The organism is Stenotrophomonas sp. UBA7606 (assembly GCF_002477705.1).
Classification (GTDB): domain Bacteria; phylum Pseudomonadota; class Gammaproteobacteria; order Xanthomonadales; family Xanthomonadaceae; genus Stenotrophomonas.
On record NZ_DLJW01000104.1, the window covers coordinates 1 to 18,355 of the forward strand.

18 protein-coding genes are annotated in these 18,355 nt (G+C 65.5%); 6 read left to right on the plus strand and 12 right to left on the minus strand.

Annotated elements, in window-relative coordinates:
• The 3 genes from B2527_RS12540 to B2527_RS12550 form a co-directional block, all read right to left on the minus strand.
• A partial coding sequence (locus tag B2527_RS12540; RefSeq protein ID WP_293714020.1) for an argininosuccinate synthase domain-containing protein occupies nucleotides 1-122 on the minus strand: 122 nt, incomplete at its 3' end.
• A gap of 147 nt (nucleotides 123-269) precedes the next feature.
• Nucleotides 270-1,280 carry an N-acetylornithine carbamoyltransferase gene (locus B2527_RS12545; RefSeq protein WP_293713989.1) on the minus strand — a complete coding sequence of 337 codons (1,011 nt, stop codon included), beginning with the start codon at nucleotides 1,278-1,280 and terminating at the stop codon, nucleotides 270-272.
• Between the two features lie 302 nt (nucleotides 1,281-1,582).
• The gene (locus B2527_RS12550; protein WP_293713991.1) at nucleotides 1,583-2,137 is read right to left on the minus strand and encodes a hypothetical protein; all 555 of its coding nucleotides are present in this window, start codon (nucleotides 2,135-2,137) and stop codon (nucleotides 1,583-1,585) included.
• A 158-nt stretch (nucleotides 2,138-2,295) separates the two neighbouring features.
• On the opposite strand from B2527_RS12550, the gene cysS reads away from it, so the two are divergent.
• From cysS to B2527_RS12565, 3 genes are all read left to right on the plus strand, one after another.
• Nucleotides 2,296-3,663 carry a cysteine--tRNA ligase gene (cysS, locus tag B2527_RS12555; protein WP_293713993.1) on the plus strand — a complete coding sequence of 456 codons (1,368 nt, stop codon included), beginning with the start codon at nucleotides 2,296-2,298 and terminating at the stop codon, nucleotides 3,661-3,663.
• A gap of 207 nt (nucleotides 3,664-3,870) precedes the next feature.
• Nucleotides 3,871-4,308, plus strand: coding sequence for a SufE family protein (locus B2527_RS12560; protein WP_293713995.1), 438 nt, complete (start codon nucleotides 3,871-3,873; stop codon nucleotides 4,306-4,308).
• The gene (locus B2527_RS12565) at nucleotides 4,305-5,540 is read left to right on the plus strand and encodes an MFS transporter (protein ID WP_293713996.1); all 1,236 of its coding nucleotides are present in this window, start codon (nucleotides 4,305-4,307) and stop codon (nucleotides 5,538-5,540) included. The genes B2527_RS12560 and B2527_RS12565 overlap by 4 nt, the downstream gene beginning before the upstream one ends.
• A 55-nt stretch (nucleotides 5,541-5,595) precedes the next feature.
• Here the strand turns inward: B2527_RS12565 and B2527_RS12570 are convergent, their stop codons facing one another.
• From B2527_RS12570 to dksA, 5 genes are all read right to left on the minus strand, one after another.
• Nucleotides 5,596-7,914, minus strand: coding sequence for a beta-glucosidase (locus B2527_RS12570; RefSeq protein WP_293713998.1), 2,319 nt, complete (start codon nucleotides 7,912-7,914; stop codon nucleotides 5,596-5,598).
• A 795-nt stretch (nucleotides 7,915-8,709) separates the two neighbouring features.
• On the minus strand, nucleotides 8,710-8,895 hold the full coding sequence (locus B2527_RS12575; RefSeq protein ID WP_293714000.1) for a hypothetical protein: 186 nt from the start codon (nucleotides 8,893-8,895) through the stop codon (nucleotides 8,710-8,712).
• A gap of 150 nt (nucleotides 8,896-9,045) precedes the next feature.
• Complete coding sequence (locus B2527_RS12580) at nucleotides 9,046-9,372, minus strand: hypothetical protein (protein WP_293714002.1); 327 nt, start codon at nucleotides 9,370-9,372, stop codon at nucleotides 9,046-9,048.
• Nucleotides 9,373-9,783: 411 nt separating this feature from the next.
• Nucleotides 9,784-10,236 carry a nucleoside deaminase gene (locus B2527_RS12585; protein ID WP_293714004.1) on the minus strand — a complete coding sequence of 151 codons (453 nt, stop codon included), beginning with the start codon at nucleotides 10,234-10,236 and terminating at the stop codon, nucleotides 9,784-9,786.
• Between the two features lie 65 nt (nucleotides 10,237-10,301).
• Nucleotides 10,302-11,444, minus strand: a complete 1,143-nt coding sequence (dksA, locus tag B2527_RS12590; RefSeq protein ID WP_293714006.1) for an RNA polymerase-binding protein DksA — start codon at nucleotides 11,442-11,444, stop codon at nucleotides 10,302-10,304.
• Nucleotides 11,445-11,695: 251 nt separating this feature from the next.
• Here dksA and yidD point away from each other — a divergent pair, with 251 nt between their 5' ends.
• From yidD to B2527_RS12605, 3 genes are read left to right on the plus strand one after another with little or no spacing between them, the layout of a single operon-like run.
• A complete protein-coding gene (gene yidD, locus B2527_RS12595) occupies nucleotides 11,696-11,968 on the plus strand; it encodes a membrane protein insertion efficiency factor YidD (RefSeq protein WP_293714008.1) in 273 nt (90 codons plus the stop codon).
• A gap of 1 nt (nucleotide 11,969) precedes the next feature.
• On the plus strand, nucleotides 11,970-13,316 hold the full coding sequence (locus tag B2527_RS12600) for a dihydroorotase (RefSeq protein WP_293714010.1): 1,347 nt from the start codon (nucleotides 11,970-11,972) through the stop codon (nucleotides 13,314-13,316).
• The gene (locus B2527_RS12605; protein WP_293714012.1) at nucleotides 13,316-14,167 is read left to right on the plus strand and encodes a M23 family metallopeptidase; all 852 of its coding nucleotides are present in this window, start codon (nucleotides 13,316-13,318) and stop codon (nucleotides 14,165-14,167) included. The genes B2527_RS12600 and B2527_RS12605 overlap by 1 nt, the downstream gene beginning before the upstream one ends.
• A gap of 470 nt (nucleotides 14,168-14,637) precedes the next feature.
• Here B2527_RS12605 and B2527_RS12610 read toward each other — a convergent pair whose 3' ends face one another.
• The 4 genes from B2527_RS12610 to B2527_RS12625 are packed head-to-tail and all read right to left on the minus strand — an operon-like array spanning nucleotide 14,638 to nucleotide 18,127.
• A complete protein-coding gene (locus B2527_RS12610; protein WP_293714014.1) occupies nucleotides 14,638-15,318 on the minus strand; it encodes a phytoene/squalene synthase family protein in 681 nt (226 codons plus the stop codon).
• Nucleotides 15,319-15,337: 19 nt separating this feature from the next.
• Complete coding sequence (locus tag B2527_RS12615; protein ID WP_293714016.1) at nucleotides 15,338-16,027, minus strand: phosphoglycolate phosphatase; 690 nt, start codon at nucleotides 16,025-16,027, stop codon at nucleotides 15,338-15,340.
• Nucleotides 16,024-16,746, minus strand: a complete 723-nt coding sequence (gene ubiG, locus B2527_RS12620) for a bifunctional 2-polyprenyl-6-hydroxyphenol methylase/3-demethylubiquinol 3-O-methyltransferase UbiG (protein WP_293714018.1) — start codon at nucleotides 16,744-16,746, stop codon at nucleotides 16,024-16,026. The genes B2527_RS12615 and ubiG overlap by 4 nt, the downstream gene beginning before the upstream one ends.
• 43 nt (nucleotides 16,747-16,789) lie before the next feature.
• Nucleotides 16,790-18,127 (minus strand): TRZ/ATZ family hydrolase, encoded by a 1,338-nt coding sequence (locus B2527_RS12625; protein WP_293714019.1) that lies wholly within the window; start codon nucleotides 18,125-18,127, stop codon nucleotides 16,790-16,792.
• Between the last annotated feature and the right edge of the window lie 228 nt (nucleotides 18,128-18,355).

An 18,355-nucleotide genomic window follows, 5' to 3' on the forward strand; every position in this document is an offset into this window, starting at 1 on the left:
GCATCCACGCCGCCGGTGTCGGCGAACACGGTGTGCACGTTGTAGCCGCGCTCCTGCAGGTAGGGCACGCAGAAGCTGGTGTCGAGGCCGCCGGAGAAGGCGAGGACGATGTCTTTGCTCATGGGGAAGGAATCTCTGCTGTGGTTCTTGAGCCCCTCCCCCGCCGGGGGAGGGGTTGGGGAGGGGGTTGGCGAATATGAGGATGCATCTGGAGTGAGGAGCTTTACCCTCACCCCAACCCCTCTCCAGGCGGGAGAGGGGCTAAAGCATTACTTGCCGATCACTGCCGCCATGATCGCCTTCTGCACATGCAGGCGATTCTCGGCCTCGTTGATGGCAATGCACTGCGGCGAATCCATCACGCCGTCGGTGGCCTTCACATTGCGGCGCAGCGGCAGGCAGTGGCTGAACACACCGTTGTTGGTCAACGCCATCTTGGCTTCGTCAACGATGAAGTGCTTGTACTGGTCGCGGATCGGCTTTTCCGGCTCCCAGTTGCCGAAGAACGGCAGCGCGCCCCAGCTCTTGGCGTAAACCACGTCGGCGCCGGCATACGCGCTCTGGATGTCGTGGCTGACCTGCAGCGAACCGCCGCTCTCGGCGACGTTCTGCTCGGCCCAGCCCATGTAGCGCTCGTCCAGGATGTAGTCTGGAGTCGGGCACAGCAGGGTCACGTCCATGCCCATGCGGGTGGCGATGGTCAGCGCCGAGTTGGCCACGGCGGTGTTCAGCGGCTTGGGGTGGTAGGTCCAGGTCAGCACGTACTTCTTGCCGCGCAGGTCGCTGGTGCCGAAATGCTCCTGCAGCGCCAGGATATGCGCCAGCTCCTGGCAGGGATGGGTGATGGTCTCCATGTTGATGACCGGTACCGGCGAGTACTTGGCAAAGCTCTTCAGCACCTGGTCCTCGCGGTCCTTGCTCCAGTCCACGAACTTCGGGAAGGCGCGCACGCCGATCAGGTCGACGTAACGGCCCAGCACCTTGGCCACTTCGGCAATGTGCTCTTCGGTATCACCGTCCATCACCGTGCCGAGGTTGAACTCGATCGGCCATGCGTCCTTGCCCGGCTGCAGCACCACGGCATGGCCGCCCAGCTGGAATGCGCCCAGTTCGAAGCTGGTGCGGGTACGCATGGACGGGTTGAAGAACACCAGGGCGATCGACTTGCCCTTCAGGTCGTCACCCAGCTTGTTCTGCTTGAACAAGGCTGCCTGGGTGAGCAGCGCGTCGAGTTCGGCGCGGCTCCAGTCCTGGGTGTTCAAAAAGTGCTTCAGAGACATCGATCCATCCTTTATTGCGGAGATCCACCGTCGCCGGTGGGCGGATGCGCATGCGCGCGGCTCATTGCGTTTGAAACTTTTGCCAAACCAGAAACGAAAAAACCCAGCCTGGGCTGGGTTTTCCGAACAGACAGCACGAAGCTCCGGTCACCCAGCGAATATGTGGGGTTCCGGTCGGCGGGCACGGGACGTCATGCCGGAGGCCATCCGGGCGGTGCTGGATTCGTGCTGGAAGCTGGTGGCTTTCATCGTCGGGCATACTCGCACGCGACCGGGGGCGGCGCAAGTGTCGCAGTGCAACATCAAGGAACCGTCGAGGTCGTTTCAATCGCCTGGCCGACATCCGGGGTGATCGACACCCGCAGTTTGAGCCGGTTGCCGGGGTCCTCGGGCAGGCGTGAGCGGAACTTGATGCCCTTGTAGACGTAGTCCACGTCGTAGGCAATGGGCCGGCGGAACTCACGGCCAACCTCGACGATCTTGCAGTCCGGGGTCAGCATTGCGGCATTGCCGGTGCTGCCGCGCGACTCTGCGCCCTGCACCAGCTCGGCCTCACCCTCGTCGCGGCGCTCGCCGAACATGCCTTTGACCGAATCCCAGAAACGGCGGAAGCCGCCCTTCTCCTCCTCGCCCTTCACCTGCACCGGTGCCAGCGTGCGGGTGGACACCGGCTCGCAATGCTCCTCGGTACGGGTGGCACGCAGGGTCTGGAATACAGGCTCGACATTGAGCACCTGCGCATAGTCGTAGCGCACGTTCTCGATGATCACCACGCGGTTGCGCAGATCCGTTTCCTGCGCCAGCGCGGGCCCGAAGGCGGCAGCCAGCAGGCAGAACAACAACGGAGTGGGCTTCATCAACAAGAGGCAAAGGGCTCGGTGGGTAGGGATAGTGTAGGCAGCCCGGCTGCCCCGGGCCTGAACATTACCCATCCGCACGCGTATTGCCCAGCCCAGGGATGCCCCGCCCGGCCCGGACCGCTAGAATTGTCAGGTTCGCTTACCCCCGGATTGCCATGACCCTGCGCCTGCACAACAACCTGACGCGGCAGCTGGAGCCGTTTGCTCCGCTCGACCCCGCCGCCCCCACCCTGTATGTCTGCGGCCCCACGGTCTACAACTATGTACATATCGGCAATGCGCGCGGCCCGGTGGTGTTCGGGGTGCTGGCCGACCTGCTGCGTCGCCGCTACGGCAAACTGCGCTACGCGCGCAACATCACCGACGTTGACGACAAGATCAATGCCGCGGCCAAGGACCAGTGCGTACCGATCAGCGCCATCACCGACCGTTTTGCCGCCGCCTACCGCGAGGACATGGCCGCGCTGGGCGTAGTGCCGCCGGATATCGAGCCGGAAGCCACCGCGCACATACCCCAGATCATCGCCATGATCGAGCAGCTGATCAGCAGCGGGCACGCCTACGCCGCCGAGGGCCATGTGCTGTTCTCGGTGGCCAGCTTCGCCGACTACGGCAAGCTCTCGCGCCGCGACCCGGAGGAAATGCTGGCCGGCGCCCGCGTCGAGGTCGCACCGTACAAGCGTGATGCCGGCGATTTCGTGCTGTGGAAGCCCTCCAGCGACGACCTGCCGGGCTGGGAATCGCCCTGGGGCCGTGGCCGCCCGGGCTGGCATATCGAGTGCTCGGCGATGGCCGCTGCCCACCTGGGCCCGACCATCGACATCCATGCCGGCGGTGTCGACCTGCAGTTCCCGCACCACGAAAACGAAATCGCACAGAGCGTCTGCGCCCATGGTGGGCAGACCTTTGCCCGCTTCTGGCTGCACAACGGCATGCTCAATTTCGGCGGCGCCAAGATGAGCAAATCGCTGGGCAACATCGAGCGTGTGCACGACCTGGTGCGCCAGCACCCGCCCGAAGCCCTGCGCTACGCATTGTTGTCGGCCCATTATCGGCAGCCGCTGGATTGGTCCGATGCCCTGATCGAGCAGTCGGTGCGCACCCTGGACCGGCTGTACGGCACGCTGCGTGATCTGGCCGATGTCGAAGCTGTTGCCAGCATCCCGGCCAGCGTCGAAGCCGCGCTGGACGACGACCTCAACACGCCGCTGGCCCTGGCCGAAGTGGCGCGCATTGCCAGCGAGGCGCGCAAGGCCGATTCCGGCGACGACAAGCAGCGGCTGAAGCGCGAGTTGCTGGGCGCCGGCCTGGCCCTGGGCCTGCTGCAGCAGGCGCCGGCCGACTGGTTCGGGCGCGGCGCCGCCGAAGGCGACGACGCACGCATCCAGGCCCTGATCGACGAGCGCATCGCCGCCAAGCAGGCACGCGACTTCGCCCGCGCCGATGCCATCCGCGACCAGTTGGCAGCGGAAAACATCGTGCTGGAAGACACGCCGCAGGGTGTGCGCTGGAAGCGGGGCTGACACTTCCTTTCACCGCACCCTCACCCCAACCCCTCTCCCGATGGGAGAGGGGCTAAGGCGGAAGCTGCAATTGCACACATAGCGCCGGTTCGCGGCGCACTGAGCCCCTCTCCCTCCGGGAGAGGGGTTGGGGTGAGGGAGAGTCCTCCCAGCACCCCACCCAAAGCCCCTCCCCACCAAGGCGAGCGGCCAAGCACAGGACCCACAATGACCAACTCCCCCTTCCCGCTCGAACCCACCGCCGCCGACGCCCAGGCCGCCATTGCCGAGGAATTCTCCTTCTTCGGTGACTGGTCCGAGCGCTATCAGTACCTGATCGACCTCGGCCGCAAGCTGCCCACCTTCCCGGAAGAATGGAAGACCGAAGAACACCGCCTGCTCGGCTGCCAGTCCATGGTCTGGATCGTGCCCGAAGGCGATGCCGACAAGCTGGTCTTCCACGCCATCAGCGACTCGGCGATTGTCTCGGGCCTGATCTACCTGGCGCTGCGCGTGTACTCGGGCCGCTCGGCCGCTGAAATCCTCGCCACCGATCCGGACTACGTGTCCGCCATCGGCCTGGCCAAGCACCTGTCGCCGACCCGCAGCAATGGTCTGGCCGCGATGCTGGCCTTCATCCGCGACACCGCCCAAGCCCGCCAGTGAGCACCCCCGGCTCCATCGGCGAGCTGCTGCGCCAACCCGGCTACACCCAGCTGCTGCTGTACCGCATCGCCGGCATGCTGTCCTACCAGATCGTCGCGGTCACGGTCGGCTGGCATATCTATGAAGTCACCCGCAATCCTTTCTCGCTGGGCCTGATCGGCCTGGCCGAGGTGCTGCCCTACTTCTGCGTGGCGCCGTTTGCCGGCTACCTGGTCGATCACCTGCCACGTCGCAAGCTCGGCATGACCGCCTGCCTGGGCCTGATCGCCACCGCCTTGATGCTGGTCGCCGTCGCCAGCGGCTGGCTGCCGGTCAAGGGCGTGTGGCCGATCTACCTGGCCGTCGCACTGACCGGCATGGTCCGCGCCTTCCTCTCGCCGGTGTACAACGCCTTGTTCGCCCGCGTGCTCAAGCGTGAGCAGTTCGCGCGCGGTGCCGGCTTTGGCACGGTGGTGTTCCAGGCCGGCATGGTGCTGGGCCCCGCGCTGGGCGGCATATTGGTGGCCGTAGGCGGCAAGGGCCTGTCCTACGGCGTGGCCGCGGCAATGGCGGTGCTGGCACTGGTCGCCCTCGCCTCGCTCAAGGTCAGCGAACCGGCACCCCCACAGACCCGCGCGCCGATCTTTGCCAGCATCGCCGAAGGTGCACGCTTCGTGCTGTCCAACCAGATCATGCTGGGCGCGATGGCGCTGGACATGTTCTCGGTACTGCTGGGCGGCGTGGTGGCGATGCTGCCAGCCTTCATCCAGGACATCCTGCATTACGGCCCGGAAGGCCTGGGCATCCTGCGCGCGGCGCCGGCCCTGGGCTCGATTGCGGTTGGCCTGTGGCTGGCCCGGCACCCGCTGCGCCGCAATGCCGGGCGCGTGCTGTTGTTCGCCGTGGCCGGCTTCGGCCTGTGCGTGATCGCCTTCGGGCTGTCACGCAGCTTCTGGCTCTCGGCCGCCATCCTGGTGTTCTACGGCGCCTGCGACGGTGTCTCGGTGGTGGTGCGCTCGACCATCATGCAGCTGGTGACGCCAGATGACATGCGCGGCCGGGTGTCGTCGATCAACGGCATCTTCATCAGCTCCTCCAACGAACTGGGCGCGTTCTACGGCGGCAGCATGGCGCGCCTGCTGGGGCTGGTGACCGCGGTAGTGGTCGGCGGTTGCGCGGTCTTGGGCGTAGCCGCCATCACCGCATGGAAAGCGCCGCAGCTGCGCAAACTCGACAACCTGCAGGACCTGTGAATACGAAATCGCCGGGGCGGTGATGCCCCGGCGCGGCGTCACACCTGCCAACGCGTCACGGCGCGTATTCGCTTTCCTGCTCCTTCTCGAACGCCTGCTGCAAGCGGATGTCGCGCGACGACGCCCCCACGCGCAGGCTGTAGCTGCCCCGGTCCGCTACCCAACGCCCACGGTTGCTATCGAACGAGGCCAGATCCTTGCCATCGATTTCGAAGTGCAGCACCTGCGACTGGCCCGGCTGCAACAGATCCGTCTTGGCAAATGCACGCAGCTCCTGGTTTGGCTTCTGCAACGCCCCCTGCGGGGCGCTGACATAGACCTGCGCCACTTCTTTGCCCGCGACTGTGCCGGTATTGGTGATCCTGACGCTCGCCCGTACTGGCCCCTCGCCACTGGCATCCACCGTCAACGCGTCATAGCCGAACGTGGTATAGGACAGGCCGAAGCCAAACGGGTAGGCAACGTCCACCTTGTGCGTATCAAAGTGCCGGTAGCCCACCCAGATACCATCGGTGTACTCCACCTCCGCCGCGCGCGCGGTCTTGAGGCCAAACGGGGAAGGCGCATCCGGGTCCGGCCCCAACAGCTCCTTGCCGGGGAAGCCCTTGCTGGCCGGGTAGTCACTCAACTGCAGGGCGAAGGTGTCAGTCAGCTTGCCGGAAGGGTTCACCGCACCCGACAGCACATCGGCGATCGCATCACCGGCTTCCTGACCTGGTTGCCAGGCCAGCAGGATGGCATCGGCAAGACCCGCCCAGCTGGCGGTTTCAATCGCACCGCCGATATTGAGCACGACCACCAGCTTCTTGCCTTCGGCATGGAAAGCCTCGGCCGTTTGCTGCAACAACAGCCGTTCGGCGGCGCTCAAGCGGAAGTCCCCCTCGACGCTGCGATCGACAAATTCACCCGAGCCGCGGCCGATGGTCACCACCGCCACATCCTGCTCCCTGGCAAGGCGTTGCAGCTGTGCCTGCCCAACATCCAGTTCGGGAATGCGGCGCTGGGGCAGATACCACTCCGTTCTGGGCAGTTTGGCCTTTTCCTGGCCAATGTAGCCCGTGTACAACGCCTCCAGTCCATCGGCATTGCTGAAACCGGCATTGCCCAGGCCTTGCGGCAACCCGACGATGTAAGCCTTGTTGACGTCGCCACTGCCGGTGCCACCGGCGATCATCTCGTAGCTGCCATGGCCGAGCAGCGCAAGCCGGCCTGCCGCTGGCAGCGGCAAGGCGCCACTCTCGTTCTTCAGCAACACCATGCCTTGCGCACCCGCCATGCGCGACAACGCCGCACTTGCCTTCAGATCGGGCTGATCGGAATGTGGCAACTGCTTGAACGCACGGCTGCGCAGCACCAGCTCCAGTATGCGGGTGACGTTGCGGTCCAGTACCGCCAGGTCCAGCTTGCCTGCCTCAAGCGCATCCCGTATCGCCTTGCGCTGTTTGCCGGTACCCGGCATCAACAGTTCGTTGCCGGCCTGCATCTGCGCCACGGCATCACTGCCACCAAACCAGTCCGTCATCACCACGCCCTGGTAGCCCCATTGCGAACGCAGCACATCGGTCAACAGCCAGTGACTCTCCGAGGTGTAGGGCCCGTTGAGCTTGTTGTAACTGGACATCACCGTCCACGGCTGTGCCTTGCGTGCGCTGATCTCGAATCCTTTCAGGTAGATCTCGCGCAGCGCCCGCTCATCCACCTTGACGTTGATGGCATTGCGGTTCCACTCGTGGTTGTTGACCGCAAAGTGCTTGATCGACGCACCGACACCCCGCTGCTGCAGCCCGTTCACCAGCGCTGCGGCCATCTCGCCGCTGACCACCGGATCCTCGGAGTAATACTCGAAATTGCGCCCACCCAACGGGTAGCGATGAATGTTCTGCGCAGGCGTCAGCATCACATCGATACCGTAAGCGGCAGCCTCATCGCCGATTGCGGCACCCACCCGCTGCACCAACACGCGATCCCAGCTGCTGGCCAGTGCCGTACCGATGGGAAAGCCAGTCGCATGAAAGGTTCGACCCGGCGCGTCCTTGCGGGTTGGTGAGATGCGCACCCCGGCCGGCCCGTCGGCCAGCACCAGCGACGGAATACCCAGGCGCGGCACCGCCACGGTCGCACCCGCTGCACCGTCCACCTTGTTCTCAATGGATCCGACCACCGGCGCCTGCATATCCTCGGGCAACCCCGGAAAACTCATCCCCTGGCCGGTAACCAGTTCCACCTTCTCCTGCACGGTCAGTGCCGCCACCACCTGCTCCAACGGTGCCTGGCCCAACCGGGGGAGCTCCGCGGCAAGACTGGACTGCGCGACCAGCGGGCTCACTGCCGCGGCAACCAGCAATGGCCTGAGCCTGGGTTTACTGCTGTTCATCACCATGTTGCGTACTCCGGGTTGCGGCCCCTGTTGGGTTCGGGGCGGTGCTTGCGTGGATTGGCGCGGCCGCATCCAGACAGCGCGCGCGGACGTCATTGGGTGAAACCACAGGCAGCGCAGCACTGCGCATCCATATGCGCTGCGGCACCTGTCTGGAAATCGCAAACGCCAAGCCATGTCGTGGGCCCGGCAACTGTCAGAACAAAAGCGAGTTGTCTTTACCGAATCACCGCATCTGGATGCGGCTCCTTGAGCGCCAGAGCACGCGCTTGAGCAAGGGAAATGAACTGATCGATCCCACGCAACGCTCGCAGAGCACAGGGCACCACTGCCGTCCTGCAAAAATGCACAGGTTGCATGCCCAGCACGTCCAGAGGGCCCTCTGCGCCCACGCTGACATCGCTGCAGGACTGATCAAACCGGATCATGCTGCCCGCACATTTGCCAAATTGCGCCAGGCGGCAGCAAGCAGATGGCAGAGGTGCATGACCCCATGGAAGCGCAGGGGTATCCAAGCATTGTTGTAACGCCCCAATCTCAGGCCCAGCAACGTGGACGGTAGCGTCCAGCATTGAGTGACGGCCGCAGAACCAAAGCCGCAACGCACGAAACTGCGGCTGCTATTGCAGTTCGGTTCGACAGCAATCCGCGATGACACTGCAACCGCGCCCGCGCCGTCCACTTCGGAATGGTTCTGTTGCCCCGCTCTTGCCGCCGCCAGTGCGTGTATTCCGGCAACAGCTGTCCACGGTACAAGGCCGCTACCCGAACGCTTTCTCCAGCACCACTTCCTCATGTTCTCCGCTCCCGAGATGAGAAACGACGACCTTCGCGACAGTCACGGTCACCGGCAAACAGCCCTCGCACGGCCTGCATCAGCGCGTCGGCATCAACCACCGCAATCATTACGACGTCGATCAGTCGCGGTTTCCTCACCACGCGGCGGAACATCGCTGCCATCGCTGCCATCGCTGCCATCGCTGGGCAGCTGTGGCCGCAATGACGGCGGGCAGCCATCGGCATGTATAGGGCGATGCAGTCGCAGGCAGCTACCTGGCGAGGACGCAGTAAACCTATCGGCAAGCAGGTCTGTCAAAAACTGTGCCACGGGTACAGTTTCTTCCTCGATCACGTCGCTGCGCAGTGCAGTTGCACCGCACGCTCCTGCCGCGCCCGACCGTCGGTCTGCCGACTCCCGTTCTCGGGCCACGGCCGACACCTGCACGCCGACACGCACCCGAAGGTGACTTGCGTCACCAGCAGATACTGGATGCTGCCATGCAGGCTTTCGCACGCGATGGCTGCCGCAAAGCCAACACTGGTGTAGCGGCCGCATAGGCCGGTCTTACCTTGCCGGTTCTGCTGCATCATTTTCCGAGCAGCAGCGATGGGCTGCCGGCCGTACCTGAAGTGCGTGACCAGCGCAGTCCACTGCTGCCGGGCCAGGCCCAGCACATCACGCTGCAAAGCGCAGTCGCAGGCCCGCCGTTGCCAAGGCCTCAACTGCTGTAACAACTACGCCTGATCAACTGCGCCAACATGCAGATACCGAGCCTGTTCCGGGCCTTCTGCCTGCCCCGAAAGCCTGCCCCCCCCAAAAAAAGCACAAGCGTGGCTCCGTCGTCACTCGCGATTGGTGCTGCGGTTGATCGCGCGCAGCGTGGCGCAAGGCCAGCACGCCGGCAGTATCCGCCCCGAAGGCGATGCAGGGCAGATTGCCGGCGAGAGAGTGGCGATGAGGAATGGCCTCAGCGGTCATGGCTGCGGCATCCTGAACAGGTCGACCTGAAGCAGTTCTTCGAGGCCTACCTGCGATGCCTGCAGCAAGAGTGCGACAGCGCTGATACCGCCTTGGCCCGCAGCGCTTCAGCGCGCAGCGGCCCATTCGGCATACAGGCCGTGCTCGCCCTCGGGGCACAACGGCGCCAAGCCCGAGCCGGGCGCAGCGGGGCCCTGCGCCAGACGCGCGTAGACCGCGCCGGTAGACAGGCCATAGGGCTCACCGTCAGCATTGGAGTAGGCAAACCATGCCTGCTCGATGCCACACAGGTACATGGCTGCCAGGCACATCGGGCAGGGGTGGCCGCTGGCGTAGATCACGCAGCCCTCCAGGCGTGGACTGGCCAGCGCCGCACTGGCCATGCGGATGGCGCGCATCTCGGCATGGTCGGTCGGGTCGTGGCTGGCATGGATGCTGTTGGCGGCTTCGGCAAGCACCTGATCGTCCTTGACCAGCACGGCCCCAAACGGACGGCCGCCAGCGGTGATGTTGTCGCGGGCCAGCGCCAGCGCGCGGCGCATATGCATTTCTGCGGACATGGTTCTCTCCAGAAAAAAGAAAACCCCGCCGCAGCGGGGTTTTCGGATGACAACAAACCAGACGATCAGTCGCCCTGCTGCTTCTGCAGGTGCTCCCAACGCTCCTGCGCATCGATCGTGCGCTCGGCAGTGAGGCGGGCCTCCAGACGATCCAGGCCGATTTCCTCGCCGGTATCCACGCAGTAGCCGTAATCCCCGGCTTCCAACCGCTTGAGCGTGCTGTCGATCTTGCCGATCAGCTTGCGGTAGCGGTCACGGGTACGCAGTTCCAGCGAGTTCTCGGTCTCGCGGGTGGCGCGCTCGGCCTCATCGCCGATGTCACGCACTTCATCGCGCAGGTTTTCGATGGTCTGCTTGGACTCCTCGACCAGATCGGCGCGCCAGTTGAGCAGGCGCTGGCGGAAGTACTCCTGCTGCAGCGTGCTCATGTACTCCTCGTCCGCGGTCGGCTTGTAGCCTGCCGGCAGGATCGGACGGCCGGAGGCCTCATCGGTCTTGTATTCAACGACCTTGTATTTGCTGCGCGGCGCCGGTGCGGTGGAACGGGCAGTGACGGCAACGGCTACCTTGCCGACCGGACGGACGGCTGCAGGCGCTGCGGACTTGACGGGGGTTTTGACGTGGGATTTCGAAACAGGCACGGGATTCTTGGGTTGCGGGGCCTTGGCCGCTGACGACGGTGCCACAACCGCCGGCTTGGGAGCCGGTGCTGCAGCTGTCTTGGCGACTTCAGCCGGGACAGGCTTGGCCGTCACCGGCTTGGTGGCCGGCTTCGGTACGGACTTGGCCACAGGCTTGGTGGCGGGAGTCTTGGCGGGCGGAGCAGCAGTCTTCACCGCCGCCTTCTTGGCTACCGGTTTTGCCGGCGTCGCCGCAGCCTTGGCTGCAGGTGCCGCCTTTTTCACCGCCGGAGCGGCGACCGGTTTGCCGGTTTTACTGGCTGTCGCCTTGCTGACAGCCGGGGCTGCCTTCTTGGCGACGGCCTTCTTGGCCGGGGCCGGCTTGGCCACTGCCTTCTTGGCAGGTGCCACCGGCTTGGCCGCAGCCTTCTTGGCGACTGCAGTCTTGGCAGGAGCCTTCTTTGCCGGCGTAACCGCCTTGGCGACCGGCTTGCTTGCGACCGGCTTGGACGCCGCCTTCTTGACTACAGGTTTGGCGGTTTTCTTGGCGACCTTGACGGCCTTTTTTGCAGGTTTTTTAGCAGCCACGAAACGCTCTTCCTTGTTTCCCCCGGGGCCCGGGAAAGCGGGCCTTTATAGCCTACCCGACCAGCAGCAGCAACCGCGCCGGGGTTCCGTATATGAACGGAAGCCCCAGCCATGCAGCAAAGGTCCAGTGGCGTCACCGGACCGTTTCGCGCAGTTCGGAACGTAACCAGGGCGCAACCGCCCCGGCGGGGCCCGGCAATTACCTGCCAGAGCCTTAGCGCATCCTGCGACAAATCCTCGACACTTGCCAAGTGGCTTATCATCTAGGGGTGATCGGCCGACTCCTCATTGCCGTACTGCGCTCCTACAAGCGCTTCATCAGCCCCCTGCTTGGGCCGCGCTGCCGTTTCTACCCCAGCTGTTCGGAATACTCCATGGACGCGATCCGCATACACGGGCCGCTACGGGGGTGCTGGCTTACCCTGCGCCGGCTGGGGCGCTGCCATCCGTTCCATCCGGGCGGACTGGATCCGGTCCCGGAGCGCGCCGATTCCCCCTCTTGCCGCTGCACAGGAAAACACTGACATGTCCTCCACGCTTATCCGCAATGCCCGCATGGTCAACGAAGGCCGCACCTTCGACGGCGACCTGCGCATCGAGAACGACCGTATCGCGCAGATCGGCAGCGGCCTGACCCCGCGCGAGGGCGAACAGGTGGTGGATGCGGGCGGGCGCTGGCTGCTGCCCGGGATGATCGATGACCAGGTGCACTTCCGCGAACCGGGCCTGACCCACAAGGGTGATATCGCCAGCGAATCGGCGGCCGCCGTGGCCGGTGGCCTGACCAGCTTCATGGACATGCCCAACACCAATCCGCCAACCCTGGACTCGACCATCCTGGAAGCCAAGTATGAACTGGCCAAGGGCCGCGCCTGGGCCAATTACGGCTTCTACCACGGTGCCAGCAACGACAACCTGGAAGCGATCCGCGTGCTCGACCCGAAGAAGGCCCCGGGCGTGAAGGTGTTCATGGGCGCCTCCACCGGCAACATGCTGGTCGACAACCCGGAAACCCTGGACGCGATCTTCCGCGAGTGCCCTACCCCGATCATCACGCACTGCGAAGACACGCCGATGATCGACGCCAACATGAAGGCCTTCCAGGAAAAGTACGGCGACGCGCTGACCCCGGACATGCACCCGGACATCCGCTCGCGCGAAGCCTGCATCAAATCGACCCGACTGGCGATGTCGCTGGCGAAGAAGCACGGCACCCGCCTGCATGTGCTGCACATCTCCACCGCCGATGAGCTGGCGCTGTTCGAGAAGGGCCCGCTGATCCGCGCGGACGGCAGCCGCAAGCAGATCACCGCCGAGACCTGTGTGCATTTCCTGCATTTCGCGCGCCCGGATTACGCCACCAAGGGCAACCTGATCAAGTGCAACCCGGCGATCAAGGAAGTATCCGACCGCGAGGCCATCACCGCCGCGCTGGCCGACGACGTGCTCGACGTGCTGGCCACCGACCACGCCCCACACACCTGGGAAGAGAAGCAGAAACCCTACGCCCAGGCCCCGTCCGGCCTGCCGCTGGTGCAGTACGCGCTGGTCGCTGCGCTGGAGCGCGTGCACGAAGGCAAGCTGACCCGCGAACAGGTGGTGCAGAAGTTCGCCCACGCCCCGGCACAGCTGTTCGACGTGGAAGAACGCGGCTTCCTGCGCGAGGGCTACTTCGCCGACCTGGTGCTGGTGGAAGACGTGCCGTTCACGGTCAAGCGCGAGGACGTGCTGTCCAAGTGCGGCTGGTCGCCGTTCGAGGGCACCACCTTCCGTTCGCGCATCGCCTCCACCTGGGTCAACGGCCAGCAGGTATGGGACGGCAGCAAGCTGGTGGGCGCACCGGCCGGCCAGCGCATGACCTACGACCGCTGATGCGTTCGGTACTGGTAATGGGTGCGCTGCTGCTTGCAGCGCCCCTGCTCACTGCTCTGCCCGCGCAGGCCCAGGATGGCATCGGCAACCTGCTCGACAACCGCGTGGTGTTCCCTGCCAGCGCCTCGCAGGGCGCGATGGTCATCGGCAAGGTCCCGGCTGGCAGCACGGTCCGTTATGCGGGCCGGCAGCTGCGGGTCAGCAGCTACGGCAGCGTGGTATTCGGCATCGGCCGTGACGAGAAAGGCCCGCTGCAGGTACAGGTGCAGCGCCCCGATGGCGGCAGCGAGAACGTTTCGATTGCGGTGACTGCGCGCGACTGGCCGGTGGAACGGGTCAACGGCGTACCGCCAAAGACCGTGAATCCGCCACCGGCCATCGCCGAGCGTATTGCCCGTGAGCAGGCGCAGGTGACTGAATCGCGCAAGCGCGACGACAACCGCACCGACTTCACCCAGACCTTCATCTGGCCGGTGCAGGGGCGCATCAGTGGCCGCTTCGGCAATGCGCGGGTCTACAACGGGCAACCGGGCAGCGGCCATTCCGGCATGGACATCGCCGTGCCCACCGGCACCCCGGTGAAGGCACCTGCAGCCGGCGTGGTGACCTTTGCCAACCCCGACCTGTACCTGACCGGTGGCACCCTGGTACTGGACCATGGCTATGGCATCAGCTCCAACTTCCTGCACCTGTCGCGGATCGATGTGAAGGTCGGTGACAGGATCGAGCAGGGGCAGACCATCGCCGCGGTTGGTGCAACCGGCCGCGCAACCGGCCCGCACCTGCACTGGGGCATGAACTGGTTCGACACCCGCATCGACCCACTGCTGGTGCTGGAGCGCGGCAAATAAACCCGAACCATGTAGTGCCGAGCCATGCTCGGCAAAAGCTTCACCTGTAGTGCCGAGCCATGCTCGGCAAAAGCTTCACCTGTAGTGCCGAGCCATGCTCGGCAGGGGTCTTCCCGGTAGAGCCTCAGCCGAGCATGGCTCGGCTCTACCAGTGGGAACGGCGCAAGCCACGACGCTGATGGATCAACAGCGCAAAGCCCCCTCCCCAGCCCTCCCCTTCGCCTATGGCGCAAGGGAGGGGCGTAGTGCCGAGCCATGCTCGGCAGATGCCTTCCCGGTAGAGCCCCAGCCGAGCATGGCTCGGCTCTACCAGCCTGCGTACCGGCCTGTTGGCCTGTGGGAGCGGCATAAGCCGCGAAGCTTGCACAGCAACAGCACAAAGCCCCCCTCATCCGCCCCCCGCCTTCGCGGGGGCAGGCTCTTCTCCCGCAAGCGGGAGAAGGGAGCGGCTCCGTTGACCAGCGCGAGGCTCAGCCGCGCGCTGCCCACCAACTACGCCACAACAAACCGGCCGGGCTGGGCTGGTATTCGCCACCACGGATGCGCGCCTGCTGGCGGCCGCGTGCCAGCACCGCATAGATACGCCGCGGGCGCGGGCCGGCAACGCGCGATGGCCAGGACGCCTGCAAGGCCTTGTCCCATTCCATTTCATTAGCGAACGCCTGTGGCACCGCCGCTGCCTGCTCCTGCACGCGCAGGGCCAGCGTCTGCGTGGCAAATGCATCGGCCGCCGCCAGCGAGGCCTTGCTGTTGAACATGGCCGCTTCCACCGCCGCCACGGCTGCGGCGTAACGCGCCAACATGCTGCGCGCCTGCGCGGCGTCGGCCGGGCGTTCGCGTGCCGGGATCAGGTCCGGCAATGTGTCAGCCAACTGCGACCACGGCGCCCGCACCGGCTCCAGCAGGCGACCCAGCGGATGCCGCGAGCGCTGGCTGTCCCAGCTGCGCAGCTCCTCGCCCCACCACGCCAGCTTGGCATCCTGCGGCGTGGTGTCGCCGCTGGCATTGAGCATGTCATCGAATTCCTGCAGCAGCGCGAACCACGCCACGCTGCGGGCACGATCGGCCTCGTCGACAAAACGCTCCACGAAGGCCCATTCCGGCCAACGCTCCCGCCACTTGTCCAGGAAGCTGTCCAGCGCACTGCTCACATCAAACCTCGTTGTTGAATCAGGCCGAAGCCGGTTGGGTAGCTGGCCATGCGGCGGGCTGCCAGAGTTGTTGCGGTTGCTCGTACTGGCAGTCGGCCTGCCAGCTTTGCGGGTCGTCCGTATCCAGGCGGTAACCCCACAGCGCGGCCACCGACGGCATGCCGGCCGCGCGCGCGGCGATGATGTCGCGCTCGTCATCACCCACGTAGACGCAGGCACTGGCGGCGATGTCGATCCGCTGTGCGGCGACCTCCAGCGGCAAGGGGTGGGGCTTGCGCTCGGCCAGGGTGTCACCACCGATCAGCACCGCACAACGCTGCTCCCAGCCGAGCTGCGGCAGGATCAGGCGCGCCAGATACTCCGGTTTGTTGGTGACGATGCCCCAGGTGGTGCCTGCCTCTTCCAGCGCCTGCAGCATGGTCTCAACACCATCGAACAGCGTCGCGTACTGCCCGATCAGCGCCTCGTAGATCTCGAGGAACTCCGGCACCAGCGCCTGCCGTTCGGCCTCGCCCATCTGCGGAAAGGCGACCGCCAGCATCGCGCGCGCGCCCTTGGACACGGCCGGGCGCAGCTGTTCCAGGCTGACCTCCGGCATGCCGCGTGCCTGCAGCATGCGGTTGGCGGTGACGACGAAATCCGGCGCGCTGTCCAGCAGCGTGCCGTCCAGGTCGAACAGCACCGCCGCCGGGAACGAGGTGCGGGTCATGCCTGTTCCGGCTTGACCGCGTAGGCCAGGTAGTTGATGTCGGTGCGGCTGCTCAGACGGGCGCGGTTGCGCCACGGTTCGTAGGCCATGCCACTGACGTCCTGCAGCGACAGGTCGGCGGCACGCAGCCACGCGCCCAGCTCGGCCGGCTTGATGAATTCCTGGTAATGGTGGGTGCCCTTGGGCAACAGCCGCGCCACGTACTCGGCACCGACGATGGCCACGGCAAAAGCCGCCGGGGTGCGGTTGATGGTGGACAGGAACAGCTTGCCGCCCGGACGCAGCAGACGATGGCAGGCAGCGATGATGGCGCCCGGATCAGGCACGTGCTCCAGCATTTCCATGCAGGTCACCACGTCGAAACCGCCCGGCTGCTCCGCCGCCAGGTCTTCGGCCGCCTGTACCCGGTAGTCCACGCTGACGCCGGACTCCAGGCTGTGCAGGCGGGCAACCTTGACCAGTTCCGGGGCCAGGTCAATGGCCGTCACCTGTGCCCCTTCCTTTGCCAGCGCTTCGCTGAGCAGGCCGCCGCCACAGCCGATATCCAGGACCTTGGCACCGCGCAGGCTGGCGCGGTCGGCCACGTATTTCAGGCGCACCGGGTTCAGCGCATGCAGCGGCTTCTGCGGGCCATCGGCGTCCCACCAGCGGGTGGCCAAGGCGGCGAACTTGTCCAGTTCGGCCTGATCGAAATTGGTGGAGGTGGAAGCTGCGCTCATATCGGGTTCCTCATGCGGCCACCATGGGCGGCCGGGTGCGCGCTCAGGCGCGGGTGGTACGGATGCGGTCGCGCCACTGGCGCGCATTGGCGGTGATCGCGGCGATGTCCATGTCGACCAGCTGACGCTGGACCAGCTTGGGCTTACCAGCAATCCACACGTCGCTGACCTGATGGCGGCCGGCGGCATACACCAGCTGCGACAACACATGATGCAGCGGCTGGGTTTCCAGCGCCGACAGATCCACGCAGGCCAGATCGGCCTGCTTGCCGACCTCGATCGAACCGATGCGGTCGCCGAAGCCCAGCGCACGGGCGCCGCCCAGTGTGGATGCGCGCAGGGTGGTGGCCGCGTCCAGTGCGGTGGCGTCATTCGCGACGGCCTTGGCGAGGATGGCGGCGGTGCGGTTCTCGCTGAACATGTCCAGGTCGTTGTTGCTGGCGCAGCCGTCGGTGCCGATGGCCAGGTTGACCCCGGCGCGCACCAGCGCGCAGGCCGGGCAGAAACCCGAAGCCAGCTTCAGGTTTGACTCCGGGCAATGCACCACGCTGACGCCGCGCTCGGCGCACAGGTGGATCTCGGCCTCGGTCAGCTGGGTCATGTGCACGGCGATCAGGCGGTCATTGACCAGACCCAGGCGGTCCAGGCGCGCCAGCGGGCGCTGCCCGTGCAGGGCGATGGAATCGCTGATCTCCTGCGCGGTCTCGTGCGTGTGCAGGTGCACCGGGATATCCAGCTGGTCGGACAGCATCCGCACCCGCTCGAAGTTGGCATCGTTCACCGTATACGGCGCATGTGGCGCGAACGCGGTGCCGATCAGCGGGTCGCCACGCCAGGCATCGTGCAGCTCAGTGGCGCGGGCGAAGTACTCGTCGTCGGTCCTGGCCCAGGCACTGGGGAAGTCGATCACCACCGAACCCACCAGCGCGCGGAAGCCGTGCTGCTTGTAGACAGCGGCCTGCACATCGGCGAAGAAATAGTTCTCGTTGGCGCAGGTGGTGCCACCGCGCAGCATCTCGGCGATGGCCAGGGTGGTGCCGTCGGCAACGAAATCCGGGCCGATCACTGCCGCTTCCACCGGCCAGATGTGCTCGCGCAGCCAGGTCATCAGCGGCAGGTCATCGGCGATGCCGCGCAGCAGCGTCATCGGGTTATGGGTGTGGGCATTGACCAGGCCGGGGATCAGCGCCGCTTCCGGGCGCGATACGACCTGCTTGGCGGTGAAACGTACGCGGGCCTCTGCACATGGCAGCACCGCGACGATAACGCCGTTGCTGATGGCTACCGTGTGGTCCTCAAGCACCACCGCATGCGGTTCTACCGGCACCACGTAACCGGCTTCGATCAACAGGTCGCAGGGCTGGGGTTGTAGTTCAGTCACGCCGGTTCACCTCTAGATCTGTTGCTGTAGCCACCCAGCCAAGGCCGGATGCGAAAAAGGCTTCGGACTTCCCGCAGGTCGTCCGAAGCCTGGTATTACCTGCGCTGCGCTGCAAATGCCAGAGCGATCCCCGCCTGCGCGGGGATGACGGCCCCAAGCAACTGCCAAAGCCGAAGCAGGAGCGATCCCCGCCTGTGCGAGGATGACGGCCCCAAGCAACTGCCAAAG